This is a genomic window from Gilliamella sp. CG13 (assembly GCF_046635805.1).
In the GTDB taxonomy this organism is placed as follows: Bacteria; Pseudomonadota; Gammaproteobacteria; order Enterobacterales; family Orbaceae; genus Gilliamella; species Gilliamella apicola_I.
This window is the reverse complement of sequence record NZ_JBIDFM010000001.1, coordinates 159,339-182,854: the sequence shown is the minus strand read 5'-3', so window position 1 is coordinate 182,854 and position 23,516 is coordinate 159,339. Positions and strand designations below refer to the sequence as shown.

Genomic DNA, 23,516 nt, shown 5'->3' with positions numbered 1-23,516 from the left:
CAATTAATATCAAAAAGAGCATCGAATAATCTAACTCGAATTGATGAAATCAAAAAAGTTGTAGGATAAAGATATGAAGAAAAATTGTTTAGTAATGACTATAGTGGGTTTGTTTTCGTTATTTTCATATGCATTGGCAACAGAAGATTTAGTGATATCACAATATCAACATTCGCCGAATAAAGTGTATGCCGATAAAGATCAACCAGAAATTACCATTGCAAATTTCAACATTGCAGGCGGGCTTAGAAAGCATAAGGTTAATTTAGATTTAGTTGCTAACGCGATTAAAGCAATGGATGCGGATATCATAACTCTTGAAGAAGTCGATCAAAACACCACACGTAGTGATGGCTTAGATCAAGCAAAAGTGATAGCAGAAAAAACGGGAATGTACTATCTGTTTGGCAAAGCAACGGACATGAAAGGCGGTAATTACGGTAATGCCATATTGTCTAAATATCCAATAGTAAAAAGTAAAACTTTTTTGTTACCCTCTGGTTCTTTTGAACAACGATCCCTGATGTTAAGTCAAATTAATGTGCCGGGTTTTGATTCGCCAATTTATGTGTTTAATACTCATTTTGATTGGCATGAAGAAGATGAGGTAAGAATGTCACAAGCACGTTTTATTAATAGTATTGTTTTTGACGATCTGGACTTAGATGATGAATTTCCTAATTTAGTATCTGGAATTATGTTATTGTTAGGCGATTTTAATTCTGTTAAAAATGATAGAGTCATTAAAGAGCTTGAAAAATACTGGACTTTGGTAAAACAAGAAAATGTCGATACTCGCACTTGGCCAGCAGGAAATCCTGGATTAGATTTAGATCATATTTTTACAAGTCGAAATCAAATATGGCAAGTTGAGCAATTCATTATTCCCAATGATGGCAATGAGTGGAATGGTATCAAATGGCCGCTTGTAAGCGACCATATTCCTGTGATCGCTAAATTAAAATTGATTGAGCAATAAAAAATGGAAATGGGCATTTAGCCCATTGTCTTTTAAGCATCATTTTAGTTTAGCAATAACATAAACATAAACTAGCTCGCTGATTAATTCGATAAGTGTTTGCGTAACGATAATTGCAGGTAGGATAGGTATTGCATTAGGTATGGCTAACGCTAAAGGTAAAATGACTAGCGCATTTCGAGTACCGGCACTAAAAGCTATCGCTCGACTTCCTGCGACGGAAACATGAAAACAACGACCAATAAACCATCCAACTAAAGGGGCGACAATAGCAAAAATTATATAAAATGGAATAACGGATACAACGACTGATAAATTACCTTTCAGCTGAGGTAGAACTGCCAAAATAACGATAAAAAGCGTTAATGCCGTGGCTGGAACGGGTAACATATTTAACCCATGTATCATTTTTTTGCCTGTGTGATTTCGTACAGCCCAGACTTGCATTAAGGTAGCTAAACAGAAAGGAATGACCATTAACCATATAAAAGCATGGATAAAGGGTTGGAGGTGAATGAGCTGGTTGACCTGTTCGCCAATCATAAAAGTTAAGTAAACAGGCAGTAAAAACATTTGTAACAACAATAATAAAGGTGTTGCCATCAATAATAAACAGGCATCTGCGCGTCCAAGATGAGAAAAAGTGACAACATAATCAATACAAGGGGCAAGTAACACAAGTAATACGCCCAGTTTAATAAAAGGTTCGGAAGGTAGAAATAGCGCTAATAATCCAACCCCAACAGGTATAATAACAAAATTTGTTATAAGTAATGCCACCATAAATCGCTTGTAAGACCAAAACTGTTTAATCTTAGTCACAGGAACTTGTAAGAAAGTGACAAACAACATGAATGCTAATACTGGATTGATAAACATGTCGAATATTGAGGTGTTGTCTAAACAAAATACCAGACCAATAGCTATCATCACCACAGAAAAATAAATAGCTATCTGATTTTTTTCTAAGTTATCTTTGATTTGTTGCATAGTGTCATTATTCATTAAGCAATAACGAACAGATAGCATATCAGAAATCAACAAATTCAAAGAATGTAATATTCATGCCAATAGATACAAACAGTTATCATTGTATTTCGATTCAATTCAAATTATTCGATTAATTATTTAGTTCAAATAGCTAATTTATTGACAGCATCTAAATGGAAAATACCTTGGATTTATTATCCATATCACTATTTTGCTTAAATTTATCACTTAAAATCAACATAGCATTGACAACAACTGAATTTTTGTTGAACTACGCATTCAAATTGGCAAGCATTTATCAAAAATGCGATCTTTGTCACATCAGATAATAAAAGCAAATTTGCTGTCTAATTATCAACGATCTTTCATTGTTGAACTCGGTACAAACAATCATATCTCTATTTTAGGGAAAAAATAGCATTGTATTTCAACATGAAGCCAAATTAGCTTTTCATTTTGAGACAAATAAAAGCTTTTTTTAACAATTTCAATCCACCTGTAATCTGCAATCAAGATCACAATTTATCATCACTCAAATACCTATACTGACATTTATATTTCGGTCAATTCTTTTGTCGAATTTTTATCAATCAGGAGGTCGTAATGAAAACGTATGTCAAAAATTGGATCACAATTGGGTTACTCAGCGCATTGGGTTTGTCTGTTGATGCGGTGTGGGCTAAAGAATATCAATTAACAGGGCAGCATACCCAAATCACGCTATCTGATAGTGGTAATCAACAAAACGTCACATCGTTTAATATTACTAATCCCGTAACTAATGATTCAATCACTGTTAATACGCTATTTGAGATTACGCTAAATTCGGGGCAAAAATTGACCGATAAAGATTTCCACTTAGATAATTTACAACAAAAAGACAATCAAATTTATTTAAATTTCAGTGGTCATGATATTGCGATTCAAACCCTATTGATTCTCAATGACGATAAACATTTTGCCAGTTATGAACTGCAAATCACCCCTAAAAAACAGGCACTTTCAATGTCAGACGTTTCTATAATGCCGTTTCATTCTCAAGCGCCATTTGTTTACGGCTCCGTTGTCAGTTCGCCGATTATTAGTGATACCTTTTTTATCATTCCCGAAAATCCATTAACCAATACCGTTGCCTATGAAGGTGGTGTGTTGCAAAAAATTCCGCAAGCGATCCCGTTACAAGTCAATCACACCTTGAGTTACAAAACCTATATTGGCACTTATGAAAAAGGGCAATTAAGACGCCATGTAAATGAATTTCTTAATCAAGTTCGCCAGCGACCATATAGCCCGTACTTACATTATAATTCTTGGCTAGATATCGGATTTTTTAATCCTTATACTGAAAAGGAAGCCCTGTTACGAATCGAACAATATGGTCAAGAATTAGTTGAAAAACGTCATGTTACCCTAGATGGTTATCTGTTTGATGATGGTTGGGATAATTTAACGGGTAACTGGGGATTTGGTGATAATTTTCCGAGTGAATTTAAAAAATTAAAAACCGCATCAGAAAAATATCACGCCGCGCTGGGTATTTGGTTGTCACCTTGGGGTGGATACAATAAACCACGTGATACTCGTGTTACCAATGCATTAAAACTGGGTTATGAAACCATGGATGGCAAACTCGCCTTATCAGGCCCTAAATACTATGCTAATTTTCATAAACGAATTTTAGAATTAATCCAAAATCAGAACATTACCATGTTCAAACTCGATGGAACAGGTAATGCAGATAAAGTGATCGCCGGCAGCCAATTTACCAGTGATTTTGATGCTGCGATTCATTTAATCCAAGATATGCGTAAAGCTAATGATCATTTATATATTAATCTAACAACCGGTACACAAGCGACGCCGTCTTGGTTATTTTATGCCGACTCTATCTGGCGAGGTGGCGATGATGTCAATTATTATGGACCCGGTAGTAAAGTTCAACAGTGGTTAACTTATCGTGATGCGGAAACCTATCGTTCTATTGTTTTAAAAGGTCCCTTATTTCCATTAAATTCACTTATGCTGCATGGTATTGTATACGCTAAACAAGCAAAACATTTGCAACAAGAAACCGAAAATGACTTTGCTGATCAAGTTTGGAGTTACTTTGCAACAGGAACGCAATTACAAGAAATGTACATTACTCCTGAACTGATGACAACAAACAATTGGGATACGTTAGCATCGGCTGCTAATTGGGCAAGAGATAACCAAAACGTATTATTCGATACCCATTGGATTGGTAAAGACCCCACAAAATTAGGGGTATATGGTTGGGCTGGATGGACGCAAGATAAATCCATTATTACTTTACGCAATCCGTCAGATAAACCGCAAATTTATTATCTGGATTTACAAAATGATTTAGAGTTGCCGGCAAAGGCAAGTTCACATTTTAAAATCAACATTGATTATCACAGTGAATTTTATGCGCAAAAACCAACGAGTGTGGATAAAACGGCATTAATCACTCTTGAGCCTTTCGAAACAGTTGTCATGTCGCTAATTCCGCAATAATTACAATATGCCTTGTCTGCAAATACAAGGCATAAAATTAGGCTCAAAATAGTCGTTTGAAATGTCAAAGTTTAAAACGGGCTTAAAACGAATGGAACAAAAAATAATCTAATGAAACAATTTACAATAGTAAAAAAGCTCATGTTGAACTGATATAATTTTTTCATTCAGGTTTCCTGTTTATCTGATAGGGAACCTGAAAATTAACATCAAATCGATACGACGTTTTTAACATCACTCTCCATTTCGTTGCTTTATTCTGATAATAAACATGAAAACACTAGGTTGTTTTAACCGTTAAATAAAAATAATTTTGTTAACGTTTTCAACCAAAATTTATACATATTTTTCTGTCTATTTTTTGACAAACCCAATATACTTACCAAACTTGTATTTGATAATGATTATCATTATTATTTGTAAGGTTAAATTTAGAGATGTGTTAAATGATTTAATTGTTTTTTATGAAGGAATGAAACATGAGTTATAAAAAGGTAAGTATCTTATTACTCTTTATGAGTTTTTCTTCACAAGCTGAGTCTGTGCTTGAAGATAAAGATACAAAGCAAAATATTGATGAACCGAATAAACCATTAACGAAGAACAATATGGTTAATCGTGACGATATAGACGATGTGATTACTGTCATTGCCGGCTCATCAACGCAAGATGAATTAAAAAAAATAAATAGTGTTATTGCGGGACGATCAACACTTTCATCAGGGCTAATAGAACAAAAACAATCCGATAATGTTGCCGAATTGCTCAATACTTTACCCGGTGTGAGTGCTGCTGGTTCAGTTAGGCCAGGGGGGCAGACCTTAAATATATGGGGTTTTGGTAAAGTTGAAGATGTCAAAATTATTGTAGATGGTGCACAAAAAGGATTCCAAAAATATCAACAAGGATCGATTTTTGTTGAACCAGAACTTCTTAAACAAGTTGAAGTTAACAAAGGTCCACACGATGTGAAGTTTGGAAATGGCGGCTTTGGTGGCGTGATAAAAATGGAGACTAAAGATGCGATTGATCTGCTTGACCCCAATCAATACCTTGGCGCATTAATCAAATACAGTTTTCATTCAAACAATCATCAGAATATGGTGACTGGTGCAGTTTATGGTAGAACACAAGATGACATGTTTGATGGTCTTATTTATTACACGAACCGAGACAGCGGTAATTTTAAACGCCCCGATGGCTCAAGATTTGAGTTTTCGGAAGATGACATGGATTCCTACATGGCGAAACTCAATTTTAGACCCAATGAAGAACACACTTTCACTCTATCAGGTATACGTTCAAAACGGGATTCATGGCAACCTTGGGCTGCCAAATATGTCGAAAAAATGACACCTCCAACCGCTGCACAAATTAAAAAATATGGATATAAAGCAGCATGGTTAAGAAAATTGGTAAAACGTGATCAACAAGATGAATCCGCCCAATTTAAATGGAATTATCAGCCAACTTATAATCCGTTAATTAATTTGACGTTACACACCACTTATTCCAAAACCAAACAACATGATACTCGTCCTAATAAATACAATCCGGTGGCTTCATTAGGGACAATGGGTAACGAAAGTTGGGTTAGCTATACCGATAAAACTATCGCGCTTGAAAATGTCAGTATTTTTAACACCGGCGCTGTCGATAATGCATTAAAAATTGGATTACAAGCACATCTACATGATCGTGATACGTTAATGTATTACAAAAATTATTCTAAAAAGCCAAATTATAACAATGGTTATTTCCAACCGGCTTACATGCCTTCTGGTAAACAGCAAACTTATAGTTTTTATATTCAAGATGAACTTTCGATTAGTGATTTTGTCTTATCACCCAGCCTTCGATACGATTATGTCCGAAATCACGGTAAAAAGAATTATGCTTCAGCGTATAACGACCCCGATCCTCGTTATGGTCATGATTATTCACCCGTGACCTATTCAGGTTGGACACCACGCTTTGGATCCTATTGGCAAACCACCCAAAATGTCGGATTTTTTGGGGATATCAGTTATGCATGGCAAGCACCAACAATTGATGAAAGCTATGAAGTCCAGTTCACTCCTAAAAATGGAGGAAGCGGTAAAATTTCGGCAACCAGCCGTCATTTGAAAAAAGAGCGGAATTTATCAATTCGAATTGGGAATATTCTCGATTTTAATAATTTAATACTTGAAAATGATAAGTTACAAGTTCGTAGCACGTTATTTAGACAGCGTGTCACCGATGAGATTTTTGTTACTCGAGGATTCAATGGATCAATATGCGGTCCAGGCAAAGCGTGTCCGCTTGGGCAGGCAAATTATCGTAATATTCCGGGTAAAATGATTGTCAAAGGTTTTGAACTTGAAACGTTTTATGACAGTAAATATTGGTTTGCAAGTGCGACCTACTCAATCCAAAAAGGAGAACGAGATACAGCACCACAAGCACCATGGATGCATCATAAGACCTATGTCGCAACGATTGCACCACGCACCGCAACATTAACAACGGGGTTTAAAATTCCGGACTGGAATGTGAGAGCAGGGTGGAATGCCCAATTTGTACGAAAACAAGATCGCACAGGATTAGAAGATAGAAATCATGACGGATTAAATGATCTGGGCGCTTATGGATTAGGGCGATCGTCGGGGTATTCAATACACAATCTTTTTGCAAGTTGGCAACCGACTTTTCTGCCTAAAGCCGAAATTAAGCTAACCGTTGATAATCTATTTAATAAAGATTATCGACTTTATTTAGGCGAAAACACCTATGGACTCGCCCGAAACTTTAAAGCAAGTGTTTCATACCGATTCTAAACTTCATTGAAATGTGAATACTGCCAGTTTACTGGCAGTTTCAATAAGTCATCAGTGCTGAATCTATCTACCATTTGCCTGCCGTTGAGCCACCGTCAACGACCATAATTGTACCGGTAACAAAATTAGAATCCGTTAAATACATGACGGCATTGATAATATCTTGAACCTGCCCAATCCGATTGACAGGAGCCATAGATTTTAACACTGCTTGAACTTGGGGATCGGTAGGATGCATTGGGGTCTCAATAATGCCAGGTGCAATACCGTTAACCATAACATGGCTTGATGCTAATTCTAATGCTAAACCTTTAATGGCACTATTAATACCGCCTTTGATCATAATCGGTAATAAAGCAGGTACAGTCAAATTAGGTTGCATAGCAATGGCAGCAGTAATATTAATGATATGCCCTGACTGATTGGTTATCATATGTTTAGCCGCTGTCTGAGCAGGGTAGAAAAACCCTTTAAGGTTGGTATCAATTAGGGTGTTTAAATCATCTTGCGTATACTCAACGGCGGGTTTAGATATAAATATGCCTGCATTATTCACTAAAATATCGACTTTACCAAATCTTGCAATAGCGTGTGAAAAAAGCAATTCTGCCGTTTGCGGCTTTGCAATGTCCCCAGCTACAAGTAATAAATTATCAGGTTCGCCTAATTTAATCGCTGCTTGTTCTAAACGAGCTTTATCTCGACCATTGGCAACGACATTGAAACCTCGCTCAAGATAGGCTTTCGCTATCGCAAAACCAATTCCACTTGAAGCACCAGTCACAATAACGGTTTTATTTCCTTTATTCATCGAATTTAATTCCTGTTTTGACTCACATTACAGATGATTATATAAGAGTTGAATTGAAATAGAAATTCGATTGCAAAAAGTAAAATAATTTACAAAATTCTAGAGCGAACAGTAAACAGAATGAAATCTATTTACTGCTGGTTTGGTTAAATCAACGCATAAGATATCGTTTCGAACGATTAATCCAAATCACTAAAAAGAGTGTGCGTCCTAAACTAAATAAAATATAGGAAAACCACAAACCGTTATTGCCCCATATTGGTACAAAAATAGATTGAGCGATTAACCAAAGTAAAAGGGCAAGGATCATGGAATCACGAATAGAAGATGTATAACTGATGCCTGAAAACACCCCGTAATAGATCAATCCACCAGCAACCACAACCGGAAAGATAACTAACCAATAATGGTATTGTAGACAAAGATTAATGATGTCATTTTGATTGGTTAATAATCGGATTATTGCGGTATCAAAGGCAAACCAGATTGCAATTAATATCACCGGACAAATCACACACGCTTGCAGTGACCAACGCAAGGTTTGTTGGTATAACGCCATATTTTGCGTGCCTTTAGCTTTACCACTAAAGACACTTGACGCATTAGCAAAGCCATCAAATAAATACGCCATTAAGTAATGGATTTGAAACAGTACCGCATTGGCCGCCAATACTTCAGTACTAAAACTTGAACCAATCGAAATAAAATGATTCGTTACAACTAGCAGGCAAATAGTTCGAATCATTAAATTAGTATTAACTAAAATTACCCCTTTCAATGACTGCCAAGAAAGGATCGATTTCAAATCCGTTTTTTGTTGTGATTGGGGTAAATAGCGACCAATAAACCCGATCCCTAACAATGTACAAATCACTTGCGCACTAAGTGTTGCAAATGCCACGCCTTGAATATCCCAATGAAAACCCCAAACAAAAATGACCGCCATAATAATATTGAGTAAATTAATCAACACTTGCAAAAACAGCACGGCTTTTATTTTGGACATCCCCATTAACCAACCAACCAGCACATAGTTAATCAGTACAAACGGGGCGCCCCAAATTAATATCGAAAAATAGATATCTGCATAATGCCTAACTTCTTCATTAGGTTTGATGATTTGCATTGAAGCACCAAAAATAAATTGCTGAAAAACAATAAATAAAATGCCTAAAACAATCGCAATAAACAGGGGGCGAATTAACGAAGAACGCAGTAATAGAGGATCATCTAATGCTTGTGCCGCAAATCCGGTGGTACTGACACGTAAAAAACCAAATAACCAATAGATGGTATTAAAGATCACCGCACCAACGGCAATGCCTGCAATAAAAGCAGGATTGGGTAGATGACCGACCAATGCAGTATCAACCACGCCCAATAATGGGGTTGTGATAGTTGAAATAATAAAAGGGATAACCAATGCTAAATAATCGTTAAAACGATAACGTTTATTAACGGTGGATTGTGTTGTCATAGATTAAAAACCTAATATAGAGTCAAGAAGCTGTTTGGAATAATCATGACGGACATTACTCAATTGGGCAATATCGTCAACCTGTTCTACAATTCTTCCTTGATAAAAAAACATCACTCGATTACACAAATACGTAATCGTGGTTAAATCATGAGTAATAAAAATACTGGTTAAATTTAACTGTTTTTGTAAATCAGCCAATAACGATAAAATCTGCGTTTGAACAGAAATATCTAACGAACTGACTGCTTCATCAAACAAAATAAATTGCGGATGACAGGCAATCGCTCTGGCTATGCAAATTCGTTGCAATTGACCGCCACTCATTTCATGAGCAAACCGCTGACAGAATGAATGATCTAATCCAACTTGTTCCAGTAATTGATCTATTCGTTTTTTTCGTGCTGTCGATGATAACTTTTCGTGAATATCAAGGGGTTCAGCAATAATATTAGCAGCCGTAAAATAAGGATTCACCGAAGCATTATAATCTTGAAATACAGCGCTAATATTGCGTCGCTGTGATGAGCATTTCCATGCTCGTTTCGCAATATCTTGCCCGTTAAATAGGATCTTACCCGTATCGGGTTTTTCTAAACCTAAAATAAGCTTTCCAAGAGTGCTTTTGCCACTGCCACTTTCACCAATAATACCCAGACATTCGCCCTGTTTTAACGAGAAAGAAACATCATTAATGACCTTGTTCTTCTTGCGACTAAACAGACCTTGATGAGGTTGTAAAAAGGATTTGCTTACTTGTTCAACTTGCAATAATGCAGACATTTAAGCACTCTCCAATGTCGGAATAAACATTTTAGGATAAACCACCGAATCAAATTTAGCTAATAACTGTTTGCGCGCGCTGATTAGATAACGGGTGTAATCATTTTCAGCATGGTAAAAGATTTGATCTCGACAGCCTTGTTCAACAATTTTACCTTGTTGCATGACAACAATATGATCGGCAATATGATGAATCACGCCTAAATCGTGTGAAATAAAAATCATGGCGGTAGTTGATTGCTGCTTGATTTGTTCAAACATTTTCAAAATATGGAACTGACTAATCGAATCTAAAGCGGTTGTTGGTTCATCAGCAATGATCAATTCGGGTTTTAGCATTAATGCAATACCGATCATGATTCTTTGTAACATTCCACCACTCAATTGATGAGGATACTTATTATAAATCTGTTTGGGATCATTTAAACCGATTTCTTTAATCATGGTTAGTGTTTTGGCAACGGCATCTTTTTTGCTTAAGGGAAGGTGTGCTTGTAATGTTTCGATGACTTGTTTGCCGATACGATAAAGCGGATCGAAAGCACTCATTGGATGCTGTAAAATGATCGCGATAGTGTTACCCCGAATCTGACGCAGTGTGTCAGCTGATTGGGTTAAAAGATCGCCTTTCACTTGTCGATTTAACTGAGGTTGTCTAGGATTAAAAAGGATTTGACCTTCGACTTTAAAATAGGGTTCTAATAACCCCATGATCGCTTTACTGGTTAAACTTTTACCACTACCACTTTCGCCGACAATGCCTACGCATTGGTGATGTTCAACATTAAACGAAATGTTATCCAATAACGTTTGACCATTATCAAGGTTAACCGTGAGATTTTTAACCTCTAACAGGGGGTTACACATGTGTTTTTTCCTTCGGATCTAAAATATCTCGCAAACAGTCACCTAATAGATTAAAAGCCGCCACGACGACTAAAATAGCTATCCCCGGATAGACCATTTGCATTGGATGTTGAATCATTACATTCTTGGCTTCACTAAGCATTAATCCCCATTCGGCAGTCGGTGCTTGCACGCCCAATCCAATAAAAGAGAGCGCCGAAATATTCAAAATGACCCAGCCTGTATCGAGCGTGGCTAACACCACCAATTCCGACATAACATTAGGTAACAGATGACGGCGAATAATAAAGCTGTGTGGTGCACCAATGGCACGTGAAAATAAAATATAATTTTTTCGACTATATTTAATCACTGAACTGCGGATCATTCGGCTGTACCATGCCCATTTCACCACGATATTAGCAATAATCACGTTTTCAATCCCCACACCTAGCACTCCGACAATTGCTAAAATCATGACTTGACTAGGGAAGGAGAGCATAATATCGCAAAGGCGCATAATAACTTCATCAAGTTTGCCTCGTTGGTAACCTGAAATTAGCCCGATGATTGAACCGACGATAATGGTAATTGTCATGGTTAATAAGGATAAAAAGAGAGTCGAACGGATACCATAAAGTAAACGAGAAAAGATATCCCGACCTAAATGATCACAGCCTAGCCAATGTTCAGCTGAGATACTGGCATATTTGCGGATAATACGAACTTTATTTGGATCAAATGGGGCAATATAGGGCGCAAAAATACCCAAAAGAATGATGATGGAGATGATTATCAAACAGCATAATGCCATTTTATTTTTCATCAACTGTCTTGCTAAACTCATGCTAAATCCCCACTATTTTGTAATCGAGGATCCAACCATTGATGCACCACATCAACAATAAAATTACATACGACAAATAAAATCGCCATAACTAAAATATAAGCTTGAATCACCGGATAGTCTCGATTCATGATAGCAGCTATACATAAGCGCCCAAGTCCCGGCCATGAAAAAATATATTCCACAACAAACGAACCGGCAATCAATTGTGGAATTGTCATACCCAGTGCGGTAATGGTGGTATGTAATGAATTAACTAAGACATGTTTTAAAATTATCGCCCGTTCCTTTAATCCTCGACTACGTGCATAAAATACAAAGTAATTCTGCATATTTTCCAGCATATTATTACGAATAAAGCGAATATAAGTCGCAATATAAACAAAAGATAAAGTTATTGTCGGTAAAATAAGATTTTGCCATGTGCCATAACCATTGGTTGGTAACAGATCTAAATAATTAGCAAAAAACCAAATACACAGCAAACCAAGCCAATAACTAGGCATGGCGGTACCAATAAAAATGAGGATTCGAACAACATGATCGAAGACTGAGTTAGCAAAAATAGCACATAACACACCTAGTACTAAGCTAACGAATAAAGTAAGAACAAATGATGACACTGCCAAAAGTAAAGTTGGGGTTAAACAACGAATCATTTCATCCCAAACTAATCGATCCCGATGAACGAATGAACGTCCAAAATCCAGATGAAAAGCATGATATAACCAACTAAAATATCGAGACCAAAAGGGCTCATTTAACCCCAACTCTTGGCGCATACTTTCGATGGCTACAGGCGTTGGCATAATCTCATTTAAGCGTAAAGCAACTTCAGCAGGATCAGAAGGGGCAAGGTTGATCAGCAAAAAAGCAATGAACGAGATACCGATCAAAATCGGTATCATCATCAATAAACGTTTAAAAATATAATGTAACATTATGACTAACTAACTATAACGCAATTAATAGTGCATTTTCTCAAAAGGAATATCAAATTGTGATGGAGCAAACTCAATGCCTTTAAGAGATTTAATAGCAATAGCTCGATTGCGTTCATAAGTTAAAGGAATATAGACCGCTTGTTTATGCAATGTTTCAAGCACATAACGATATAGGGCTTGGCGTTCTTGCTCGTCCGTTGAAATCAATGCTTTGCTAATGCTGGCATCAATTTGAGGCTTTTCTTTTAAGCCTTGTTGTGCCATATAATCCCCATATACTGGTAATTTCATACCGGATAAAAAGGATTGTGGATCATAAGGCGTACCCCAAGAAATATCGAATACCATATCAAAATCACCCGCTTTTTGGCGGTCACGATAGCCTTGTTCTTCTTCACCATGAATATTCAGTTTTAATCCAACTTGTTCAAATTCATCTTGCATATATTGGGCGATGGTTTTTTGTGAAGCAGTATTACTATCATAATACAGTGTGATTTCGAACGGTTTGCCGTCTTTTTGGCGGTATTGTTGACCGTTGGCTTTTGTCCAACCTGCTTTATCCAAAAGTTGTTGTGCTAATTTAGTATCGTATTGATAAGGTTTTAATCCAATATTGGCATAAGGGATATTAGTCGCCATTAGGGTATCAGCCGGTGCTTCACTGTGATTAAAAATTCCTTCTGAAATATCATTTTTATTAATAATATGCTCAATTGCCTGACGCACATTAACATCACTCAATGCCGGGCGAGACGTATTCATCAATACGATACGGCTTGAAACAGGTTTAGACATCAATGTCTGAAACTTATCCATTTTCGAAAAACGCTCGAAAGAATCGGCATCCACCATATTTTTGCCATAAATCAGATCGATTTCACCTTTTTCAAGTGCCATCAAACGGCTTTGATTATCCGCAATCACCTTCATAGTTACGGTTTTAAGTTGCGGTTTGTTCCCCCAATAAGTGGGATTGGCTGTAAAAATAGCATACTGATCTTTCTTATGTTCACTTAACACATAAGGCCCCGTACCAATATAAGAATTAACGCCATTTTTGGTTTCACCATTTTTCATAACATTAGGTGATATAAAACGCATAGGGCGGGTGACGGCAATCTCAATCAAAAATGGATAGTAAGGTTCAGACAGATTGACTTGTAGGGTGTAATCATCAAGCGCTTTAATATCGGTAATTAAACGCACCATTTCAAGCCAAGTATGACGATCTTTATTTGAAAGTACGGCATCCCAATTTAATTTAGCGCTATGCGCATCGAATTTAGTACCGTCGCTAAATGTCACATCTTGTCGAAGTTTGAACGTATAGGTTTTTCCTTCATTACTGATTGTCCAGCTTTCCGCAAGCCAAGGTGAAAAAGAGCCATCTTCGTTATAATGGACTAAAGATTCATACAGCATATTTTGAGCCCACATCTCACCAGAATAGAGGTGAGGGTTAAGATCACGAATATCGCGAAAGTTAGCAAAAGTGATATCATCTTTAGCGAAACAATTAAGGCTAGCTGAGGCTAATGCGAAAACCATTAACCATTTTTTGGTGCGGTTGAAATGTACTATCATGGGCAATCCGTTATGCAAAAGTTTTTAAAAAAAATCATTGATGGAAATAGTGTCAAAAATGTCGTAAATACAACGATTTTTAGCGCAAGAATAGTAGCACAGATGCAAATGATAATAAATATCATCTAGTCTATTTTTTAGCAAAAAACTTACGAAATTTTGTTAAAATAAATCTTAACAGAACGATTTCATCGCAATCTTATTAACAGGGATAATAAATAATCAAACAAAAGTAATAGAATTGCTTTATAATAACTAACGAAAATTTAATTTTTGTTTATTTAGGAAACATTTCATGTCATTTGACTCTCTTGGTTTAGATGCCAAGATTTTAAAAGCACTACAAGAACAACACTACACTCAGCCTACCCCCATTCAACAGCAAGCCATTCCGGTAATCTTATCGGGAAAAGACCTTATGGCAAGTGCACAAACGGGCACTGGTAAAACGGCAGGTTTTGGTTTGCCAATTTTGCAAAAGCTGATTGAACAACAAGCAAAAACGGCAAATCGCCCCGAAACAAAAAAGAAGAAACGCCCCCTTTATGCGTTAATTTTAGCGCCAACTCGTGAACTTGCTGCGCAAATTGGTGAAAACATCCGTGATTACAGCCGTCATTTAGCAATTCGTTCATTAGTTGTTTTTGGTGGCGTAAGCATTAATCCTCAAATGATGAAGTTGCGTGGTGGTGTGGATATTCTGATCGCGACACCCGGACGGTTACTCGATTTAGTCCACCAAAATGCTGTTGATCTTGCAACGGTTAAAATGCTGGTTTTAGACGAAGCCGATCGCATGTTAGATATGGGTTTTATTCATGATATACGGCGAGTGATAGCAAAATTACCTAAAAAACGTCAAAATTTAATGTTTTCAGCAACGTTTTCAGATGAGATAAAAACACTGGCGGAAACGATTTTACATTCCCCTGAAACGGTTGCTGTCGCCAGAACCAACAGTACATCAACACAAATTACCCAATATGTTCATCGAGTAGATAAACGTCGTAAACGGGAATTACTGTCATACTTAATTGGTAAAAACCAATGGCAACAAGTACTAATTTTTACTCGCACTAAGTACGGCGCTAACCATTTAGCTGAGCAACTCACTAAAGACGGGATTAAAGCTTCAGCTATTCACGGTAACAAAAGCCAAGGCGCCCGAACCAAAGCCTTAGCCGATTTTAAAACTGGACAAATTCGGGCATTAGTTGCCACCGACATTGCAGCCAGAGGATTGGATATTGAACTATTGCCTTATGTGGTTAATTATGAATTACCGCAGGTTGCTGAAGATTACGTGCATCGAATTGGTCGAACAGGGCGAGCGCAAAATCAAGGGCAGGCAATTTCATTAGTCTGTATTGACGAACTGCCACAATTAAAAGCCATTGAAAAGTTAATCAAAAAACCAATACCCGAAATCCATACCGATGGTTTTGCCGTTGACCCAACCATTAAAGCTGGGCCGAAAACAAAATCTTCACCTAAAAAACGGCTATCGAAAAACGATCACAATACGCAAAATCGGTCTAATCAACCCAATAAGCGTGGTGGTGTTAACCGAACAAAAAAATACGCTAACACAAATAATAAACAGAGTCATATTCATTAAAATAGAAGGATATTATCATGGTAAATCGCAGTCGACGTTTACGTAAAAAATTACATATTGAAGAGTTTAAAGAGTTAGGTTTTACTGTCAGTTGGTCTTTTGACGAAGGGACAAGTGAAGAAACCTTAGATAACATTGTTGATCAATTCATCCTCGAAGCTATCCAACCAAATGGTTTAGCATACGAAGGAAGTGGCTATCTAAACTGGAAAGGCATTGTCTGTACTCAAAAACTCGGCAATTGTACCGAAGCGCATCGTGACATTGTGACAAAATGGTTGGAAAGTCATGGTTTAAAAAATATCAAAGTCAGCCCGTTAATTGATATTTGGTGGGATGAATTAGATTTCTAATCGATTTTAAACCATATTTGATTAAGTTAGCTTAATTATTCAATAGCCACAATTGTGGCTATTTGTTTGCAATTCATTTAACTAATTATTCGATTCCTTGACTACGTAAATAATCTTCATAATTACCGGTATAATCAATCACTTTTTCTGGCGTAATTTCGACAATACGAGTCGCTAACGAACTGACAAACTCACGGTCATGTGAAACAAAGAATAGGGTACCTTGATAAAGTTCTAACGCCATATTGAGCGACTCGATCGATTCCATATCTAAATGGTTTGTCGGTTCGTCCATGACAATGATATTCGGTTTTTGCATCATCAATTTACCAAATAACATCCGTCCTTTTTCACCACCCGACAGCACTTTAACCTTTTTCTTAATATCATCTTGTGAAAATAATAAGCGACCCAAAACACTTCGTACAGCTTGTTCATCATCAGTAGGTTGCTTCCATTGGCTCATCCAATCGAACACGGTTAACTCATCATCAAATTCATATTCATGATCTTGGGCATAATAACCGATATTGGCATTTTCTGACCATTTAATTTCGCCTTGCTCAGGCGTTAGTTCTCCCATTAAGGTTTTAATTAAAGTGGTTTTACCAATCCCATTGGTACCTAAAATGGCGACCTTCTCGCCGACTTCAACCATTAAATTAAGATTATTAAACAAAGGGCCATTATCAAAGCCTTTGGTCAAATTCTCAACGACTAAGGCATTACGGAACAATTTTTTATCTTGCTCAAAGCGTATAAATGGATTTTGACGGCTAGATGCTTTCACTTCCTCCAGTTTAATTTTCTCAATCTGTCTGGCTCGAGATGTCGCTTGTTTAGACTTCGACGCATTGGCACTAAAACGACTGACAAAAGATTGCAGTTCACTGATTTGTGCTTTCTTCTTAGCGTTATCCGCTAATAAACGCTCTCGGGCTTGTGTTGATGCCATCATATAATCATCGTAATTACCCGGATAAATACGCAATTCACCATAATCAAGATCTGCCATATGGGTACAAACCATATTTAAAAAATGGCGATCATGCGAAATAATAATCATGGTACTTTCACGCTCATTAAGCGTATCTTCTAACCAACGGATGGTATCGATATCCAAGTTATTGGTTGGCTCGTCCAGTAATAAAATATCGGGATTCGAAAAGAGCGCTTGGGCTAATAACACACGTAGCTTCCAACCAGGGGCAATTTCACTCATTAGACCATAATGCTGTTCAATGGGAATGCCGACCCCTAGCAATAGTTCGCCAGCACGAGACTCGGCACTATAACCATCCATTTCGGCGTATTGGGTTTCTAAATCAGCCACTTTAAAACCATCTTCTTCACTCATTTCCGGTAAAGAATAGATCCGATCACGTTCTTGCTTGATTTCCCACAACTCAGTATGCCCCATAATCACCGTATCTAACACGGTAAAGGATTCAAAAGCGAACTGATCTTGACGTAATTTACCTAATCTTTCATGAGGATCTAACGCCACATTACCCGAAGTTGGCACCAAATCGCCACCAATGATCTTCATAAACGTTGACTTACCGCTACCATTGGCGCCAATAAGCCCATAACGATTGCCGTTCCCAAATTTAACCGAAATATTTTCAAATAGCGGTTTACTACCAAATTGCATGGTGATGTTATTTGTACTTAACACTGAATTAACTCTCAATTGACTATCGTCTTCAATCAATTTTGCCATTACAAAACAATCTAAGACGTAAAAAAAGTGATATGGATGACATTATGCCATATTTTACAATTTTTGCCGATTATTGATTTAACATTGGCATGCAAAAAAAGACCTTTTTTGAGGGGGATTGTAAAAATCAACAAGCTTAATTTACAATGCTTCAAGGGGTGAAATTTACGTAAATCTGTCATTTCATTTTGGCGCATATATTACTAATTTAATTAAAATTTTTTTAAGAAAAAAACTTGCAAACTATTTAAAAAAAACGTAAATTCAGCATATCTATTTTAATTATTAATTTGTGGCATTCAAAATAAAGTTAATAAAACTAAATTAAGTTTGATGATTCAAATAATAAGCTATAAAAGATTAATCAATTAAGTGTTTTGTAATTAAATATTGCATACCCATCAATGAGTAGTATGTCATTTAAAAATACAAAAACCTCAATATGATTAATTTTTAAAATAAAAATAAATTTACATAAAAATGAGTGGAAAAATGGAAACAAATAACAATTCCAATACCGATTTCAACGACAACGACATTCAATCGAACACCGATGCCCCTGTTGTCACAACCGAACTCATACACGAAGCGAAAGAAAACATGGCGCTAAGTAACGGAAAATGTGGCGCCTGTCAGCGAACGGGATTTCCGCTATTTTTAGTTCGAAAAAGTGTGGTGCCTAAATTTTTTAAAAATAGCGAAACCAATATTTGGGAAAGTGGCATGTTGCCACTAAAAAATCACGAGCCGACTACCGCCTTTACGCACTTTAGCTATGTTTATCGAACTTTACGTGAAGGTTATGTCTATATCTTGCTTCAAAAAAATAAATCGGCAAAAGGGTGGCAAGGTACCGATCTAAATTTATTAAAAGTCAAAGTGTTTGAAGTGACAAAATCTGGCGCTTTTCGATTAAGAGAGTTTCGTGACGTTAAAGGCACCAGACCAAAAGAGCTACCGGAAAGCTGTATTACAGAAGGGCACCAATTTAAAGCTAAATTTATCACGCTGGACAACAAAATTTATGACAAAGCGTGGATAGCCTACAGTCCTTACCGTTGGGATAAAGACGTGGTGGAGCACTACCGCAAAAATGAAGACGACCGAAATGAACGTTTCACGGTGGTTGATTTAACACAAACCGAGCCATCAAAGTTAACGGCTAATGGGGAACGTAGCTTTTCATTCAGCGATTTTACTCGAGAGCCTGTCAAAGCAGCGCCTGTTGAAGGCGAAAAACAAGAGAGTGAATCAACAACAGCAGTTGAAGGTCCGACAAAACGCTATCTGCTGGAAATGGAATGCAATAAACAAGAAGTGCTGGATTATTTCAATAAAGAACAGCTAGATGCAAGACGTCAAAAATCAAAAGAAGAACAAGACAAAGCACAAAAAAATGCATCCCAAAACAGCAACACACAGGCACAAAGCAAACCTGCTTCGGTTGGCATAAAAGATACCAAATTAAATAAAGAAATAGCTAAAGGCAGTTTTTATGCACAAAATTACGATTTAAAAAATCAGCTTGAAAACACCGAAGCAAGCATACTGCAAAACTACCGTAAACTATTTTGCTCAGCCAGTCAGTTTAATACCTTAAAAAAAGAAGTCGGTGGACTCAATGACGATTTCAGCAAAACAATAGACGGCTATAAAGGCGAAGCTTACGATAACTCGAATTACAAAACGGCCGAAATCGGCGTTATCTTAGTTGAAGACAGCTTAGGGATAGCTGAAGAGCTTGCCGTTCAGCGCAGACAGCTATTGTCACCGGTGGTGGATGGTTTAGCCGGTCGCAGTCAAGAACAAACCCTTGCCATTCAAAAAAGGTTACAAGCCAATTTAGGCAAAACCGTTAAAGATTTGATACTGGAAGGAAAAGACGAGATTGGTGACGAAATAGACCCAAGCATTATTCAATCCTTTTATACCGAAAACCTAATTGATTTGGACTACAACAAACAATACCAATATGTCAATCGCATCCCTGAATATTTGCGGTATGTATGGCCTGTTGGGTACTGGTTAGAAAGAAAAGTCAATCAAGTGATGTCGAATGTAAAGGCGAATGTCATGGGGCCACGCAAAAAGGCCATTGAAGATTACTTTAATAAACAGATAACCTATGCCAAGAATAAACCCTTACTATACTTCAAACCCGAAACCAGTTACGCGCGTAATCAATATACCAGTATTGAAAGTTATAAAGATATTTTAAAAAGTGAGAATCAGATTCAGGACGGCTCAGAATGTGTATTATTTGCCTTTTTTGATCCTGATGCGAGATACAGCCAACAGCTAAAAAAATATGCAGAGCAGCAAGCAAAAGAGTATTTAACAAAACAGCCTTATTCCGGTAATGCATCTCAAGACGAGATGGATGATATTCTTGTTACCTACGTAGTGGGTGATAAAGAGTTTGCCAAAGAACAAAATTTTACCATTGCTGTCCCTGCTTATACCGGTTTAAACGAAGTGGCTAAATTTTTCTATTTTAGGTTTGTCAGTCAAGTCAGTTTAAGCAGTGTCAATTCGGACAATACGCCACCACTGGGTGATTATGTTCCTATTTATTTAACTAAAAACCAAAAAGCACAAATTCTGACAATTTTTAAAAATAGTCAGGAAGCGCAAGATGTTTTAATGGATAATCTTGATGTCATTGCCGTAAAATTCCCGAATGCCAAAGAATGTGTTGCCGAATGGAAAAAAAATCAAGCTTGGAAAGACAAACATGGTCAACGTGTTAATGATGATACCCTACAAAAATATCAACAACTCGATAAACAGCTTTATAACAACTTAACTAACTATGTAAAAAATGTATCGAAGGACTATTTTACGTATCTGCTATGGTTATTTGGCGATCATAACCCCGTGCAATTTTGGTTAAAAGAATGTACACCCGACACGTCAGACCGGCATATTAATGCCTTAAACAGCTTATTGGTTATTTTAGACAGTGATTTTACCGGTAATCTATACCTTGATGAGCAAGCCATGCTATGGTCATTATTAATCAACAATGAACAAAGTATTTATCGTCATTTTCTTGAAGGTCATCCATATTCACTGTTCAATGTGGCTTCGGGCAATGTGGCTGAAGCCGACCTGCAATTAACTGAAAATGTCAAAGCGATAATAGCAAATCAAGGGGCAGGGCAAGAACAAGGCACAACCGACGTTGATAATCCGCTGTCCGGTATTATAAGCTTAACGGAATATATTGATCCGATCAGTAATCTAGAATTACCTGGCAATGTCAAAGTGGGGGCTTATTTAACCGAAGAGCTGGTCAAACTCTCCATGACCAATATAGCGAAAACGCTTTCACATAGTGGAACTTATAATTTAAATACTGCGGTGGCCAATCAGCACCTAATCCAAGCGATGAACATGTTTACCACCGCAAGTCACGGAAGCTATCGCGTAAAAGTACCGGTGTCCAATTTACAGGATTTTTTAAACAATCTGGGCAGTTCAGCCAAGGTGGTCTACGCAAATCATCCCGGCGGTAATCTGGTTACCACCGCAGGCGACCGTATTCGTGGGCGTTATTCGGCAACCCGTGACCAGTTTACTCTGAGAGGACGCGACATAACCCGAGCGACGGGGCAATTTGTCGAGTTTGATGTACTGCTCACCTTCGAAAATGATATTGAACGACTTGAATTTGAAAGCAAAAAGACCACCAGCCGTGGCACTGCCAACGTTAATGCATTCAAAGATGTAAAAGCCATTAAATATGAAGAACTACAAGCCGCGAAATTTGGGGCAGAACAAAATTGGCGCAAAGAAGTATTAGACACTTCAGCAACGGGCATTGTTAATGTTCTCACGCTGACCTATCAATTTATTCAAATCAGTCTGTTAAACGAAAGACTCAAAACATTAACGGATTCGGCATTAATTGATAAAATATCTAAAGCGATATTCAGAACACACCTTGATATTGCTTTAACGGCATCAGAAGCCATTGTCACGGGGACGAAACTGGTCGCCTTATTTGGTGAACGCAACGACAACTTGTTAAAAATTCTTAAAGAACTGAACAAAGCTGGTGAAGTGATTACGAAAGCGGCTAAGGTGCTTGCCTTAGTAGATAGTATCGGCGAGCTGGGCAAAGCATTTAAAGCACTGGCTCGAGGTGATACCGGTTCGGTAGTGTATACGGTAACGTCAATCATTGGTATTGTCGGATTAATGTTAGGGCTGTCAGGACCATGGGGCATTGCCTTAATGTTGGCACCGCATATCATCAATTTTCTGTTTGGCACCTACGATGACGCCAGTGAATGGGACGAAATGGAAAAATGGATCAACCGCTCAATATTTGGCAAGTTTAACCGTGTTGACTTGTTTCCGCCATACCCAATCAGTGATACAGGTAACTACTTGTCCGAACAAGATTTTTATTTAGCGTCACGCAAAGGGTTTTGTCGCACGGCACATTACGAAGTTAAGTTGAAAGACCTTGTTACCGAGGCAATGAACAAAAATGCAAATAGACTTCACACAAAAAAATCATTCACGATCGATTGGGGAACGGACGATCAGACAGAAATCGGTGAACAGATAAAAGGAGCAAAATCAGGCACCAAGTACAATCTACATTTGGTGATGCAATTACCGGATTTTGTTAGAGACAAAGCTAAATTTAAAGGTAAAGTAGTGATCCGCCATGCTGAAGGTGAAATGGAGACCATATTAGCTGTCAGTCATGGAGGAGAAGGATTAAAAATTAAGACCGTCCAGCTGAACGCTAAATACTTTGAAATTGTCAATAATGATATGGTAAGAAGTGGAAAAAAAGAAGAATATGATTATTATCAAGATTCATCCGGAAATAATACAAATGAAGAAGATGTTAATGAAAAAAACACAGCTAATCAATTATGGTATCAAATGCAAGATATTTGTAACAATCAATCACCGGCGCAAAAAGTAGTATCAGACACTAACAGCCAACTTGAATCACTATTAGACAAAACACAACCCGTGAAAGAAATTGAAGTCGGTTTATTTTCTATTAATCAATTATTAGGTCGAGTCGTGAATAATTTTGAAGTGATTTGTACTTTTGAATATTTGCCGGAGGGCAACACAGACAGATATGGTAATAAAGCCTTTCCTTATCTACTTTCTTATCAATATAAAGTGGTCAGCTGGTTAGGTGAGCTGGTCGATAATGTTGGTAGCGCCGTAAACATAAACTAATTAAA

The 23,516-nt window shown here is 37.2% G+C and carries 15 protein-coding genes; 6 read left to right on the top strand and 9 right to left on the bottom strand.

Features of this window, described 5'->3' with window-relative positions; translation table 11 throughout:
• Positions 1 to 73 precede the first annotated feature (73 nt).
• A complete protein-coding gene (locus ACGH6R_RS00835) occupies positions 74 to 979 on the top strand; it encodes an endonuclease/exonuclease/phosphatase family protein (RefSeq protein WP_411598635.1) in 906 nt (301 codons plus the stop codon).
• Positions 980 to 1,018: 39 nt separating this feature from the next.
• Here ACGH6R_RS00835 and ACGH6R_RS00830 read toward each other — a convergent pair whose 3' ends face one another.
• Complete coding sequence (locus tag ACGH6R_RS00830; protein ID WP_411598634.1) at positions 1,019 to 1,969, bottom strand: arsenic resistance protein; 951 nt, start codon at positions 1,967 to 1,969, stop codon at positions 1,019 to 1,021.
• A 603-nt stretch (positions 1,970 to 2,572) separates the two neighbouring features.
• On the opposite strand from ACGH6R_RS00830, the gene ACGH6R_RS00825 reads away from it, so the two are divergent.
• Positions 2,573 to 4,486, top strand: a complete 1,914-nt coding sequence (locus ACGH6R_RS00825) for an enterotoxin (protein ID WP_411598633.1) — start codon at positions 2,573 to 2,575, stop codon at positions 4,484 to 4,486.
• Positions 4,487 to 4,965: 479 nt separating this feature from the next.
• Entirely contained in the window at positions 4,966 to 7,305 is a 2,340-nt protein-coding gene (locus tag ACGH6R_RS00820) for a TonB-dependent hemoglobin/transferrin/lactoferrin family receptor (RefSeq protein ID WP_411598632.1), read from the top strand.
• 67 nt (positions 7,306 to 7,372) lie between these two features.
• On the opposite strand, the gene ACGH6R_RS00815 is transcribed toward ACGH6R_RS00820, so the two are convergent.
• The 7 genes from ACGH6R_RS00815 to nikA form a co-directional block, all read right to left on the bottom strand.
• A complete protein-coding gene (locus tag ACGH6R_RS00815; protein WP_267380295.1) occupies positions 7,373 to 8,116 on the bottom strand; it encodes an SDR family NAD(P)-dependent oxidoreductase in 744 nt (247 codons plus the stop codon).
• A gap of 151 nt (positions 8,117 to 8,267) precedes the next feature.
• On the bottom strand, positions 8,268 to 9,593 hold the full coding sequence (locus ACGH6R_RS00810) for an MATE family efflux transporter (RefSeq protein ID WP_267380293.1): 1,326 nt from the start codon (positions 9,591 to 9,593) through the stop codon (positions 8,268 to 8,270).
• Between the two features lie 3 nt (positions 9,594 to 9,596).
• A complete protein-coding gene (locus ACGH6R_RS00805; protein ID WP_411598631.1) occupies positions 9,597 to 10,376 on the bottom strand; it encodes an ABC transporter ATP-binding protein in 780 nt (259 codons plus the stop codon).
• Complete coding sequence (locus ACGH6R_RS00800) at positions 10,377 to 11,243, bottom strand: ABC transporter ATP-binding protein (RefSeq protein WP_294827413.1); 867 nt, start codon at positions 11,241 to 11,243, stop codon at positions 10,377 to 10,379.
• Positions 11,236 to 12,069 (bottom strand): nickel/cobalt ABC transporter permease, encoded by an 834-nt coding sequence (gene opp1C / locus ACGH6R_RS00795; RefSeq protein ID WP_411598630.1) that lies wholly within the window; start codon positions 12,067 to 12,069, stop codon positions 11,236 to 11,238. The genes ACGH6R_RS00800 and opp1C overlap by 8 nt, the downstream gene beginning before the upstream one ends.
• Positions 12,066 to 13,010: a nickel/cobalt ABC transporter permease gene (gene opp1B / locus ACGH6R_RS00790; RefSeq protein WP_220217247.1), complete on the bottom strand. Its 945-nt coding sequence runs from the start codon at positions 13,008 to 13,010 to the stop codon at positions 12,066 to 12,068. The genes opp1C and opp1B overlap by 4 nt, the downstream gene beginning before the upstream one ends.
• Before the next feature lie 24 nt (positions 13,011 to 13,034).
• Positions 13,035 to 14,600 carry a nickel ABC transporter substrate-binding protein gene (nikA, locus tag ACGH6R_RS00785; protein ID WP_411598629.1) on the bottom strand — a complete coding sequence of 522 codons (1,566 nt, stop codon included), beginning with the start codon at positions 14,598 to 14,600 and terminating at the stop codon, positions 13,035 to 13,037.
• Between the two features lie 295 nt (positions 14,601 to 14,895).
• Between nikA and ACGH6R_RS00780 the strand changes: the two genes are divergently transcribed.
• Both ACGH6R_RS00780 and ACGH6R_RS00775 read left to right on the top strand, forming a co-directional pair.
• A complete protein-coding gene (locus ACGH6R_RS00780; protein ID WP_411598628.1) occupies positions 14,896 to 16,218 on the top strand; it encodes a DEAD/DEAH box helicase in 1,323 nt (440 codons plus the stop codon).
• Positions 16,219 to 16,232: 14 nt separating this feature from the next.
• Positions 16,233 to 16,571, top strand: coding sequence for a YggL family protein (locus ACGH6R_RS00775; RefSeq protein WP_267351012.1), 339 nt, complete (start codon positions 16,233 to 16,235; stop codon positions 16,569 to 16,571).
• Between the two features lie 85 nt (positions 16,572 to 16,656).
• Here ACGH6R_RS00775 and ACGH6R_RS00770 read toward each other — a convergent pair whose 3' ends face one another.
• Positions 16,657 to 18,294: an ABC-F family ATPase gene (locus ACGH6R_RS00770; RefSeq protein WP_411598627.1), complete on the bottom strand. Its 1,638-nt coding sequence runs from the start codon at positions 18,292 to 18,294 to the stop codon at positions 16,657 to 16,659.
• Positions 18,295 to 18,786: 492 nt separating this feature from the next.
• On the opposite strand from ACGH6R_RS00770, the gene ACGH6R_RS00765 reads away from it, so the two are divergent.
• Positions 18,787 to 23,511, top strand: coding sequence for a toxin VasX (locus ACGH6R_RS00765; protein ID WP_411598626.1), 4,725 nt, complete (start codon positions 18,787 to 18,789; stop codon positions 23,509 to 23,511).
• Positions 23,512 to 23,516: the final 5 nt, after the last annotated feature.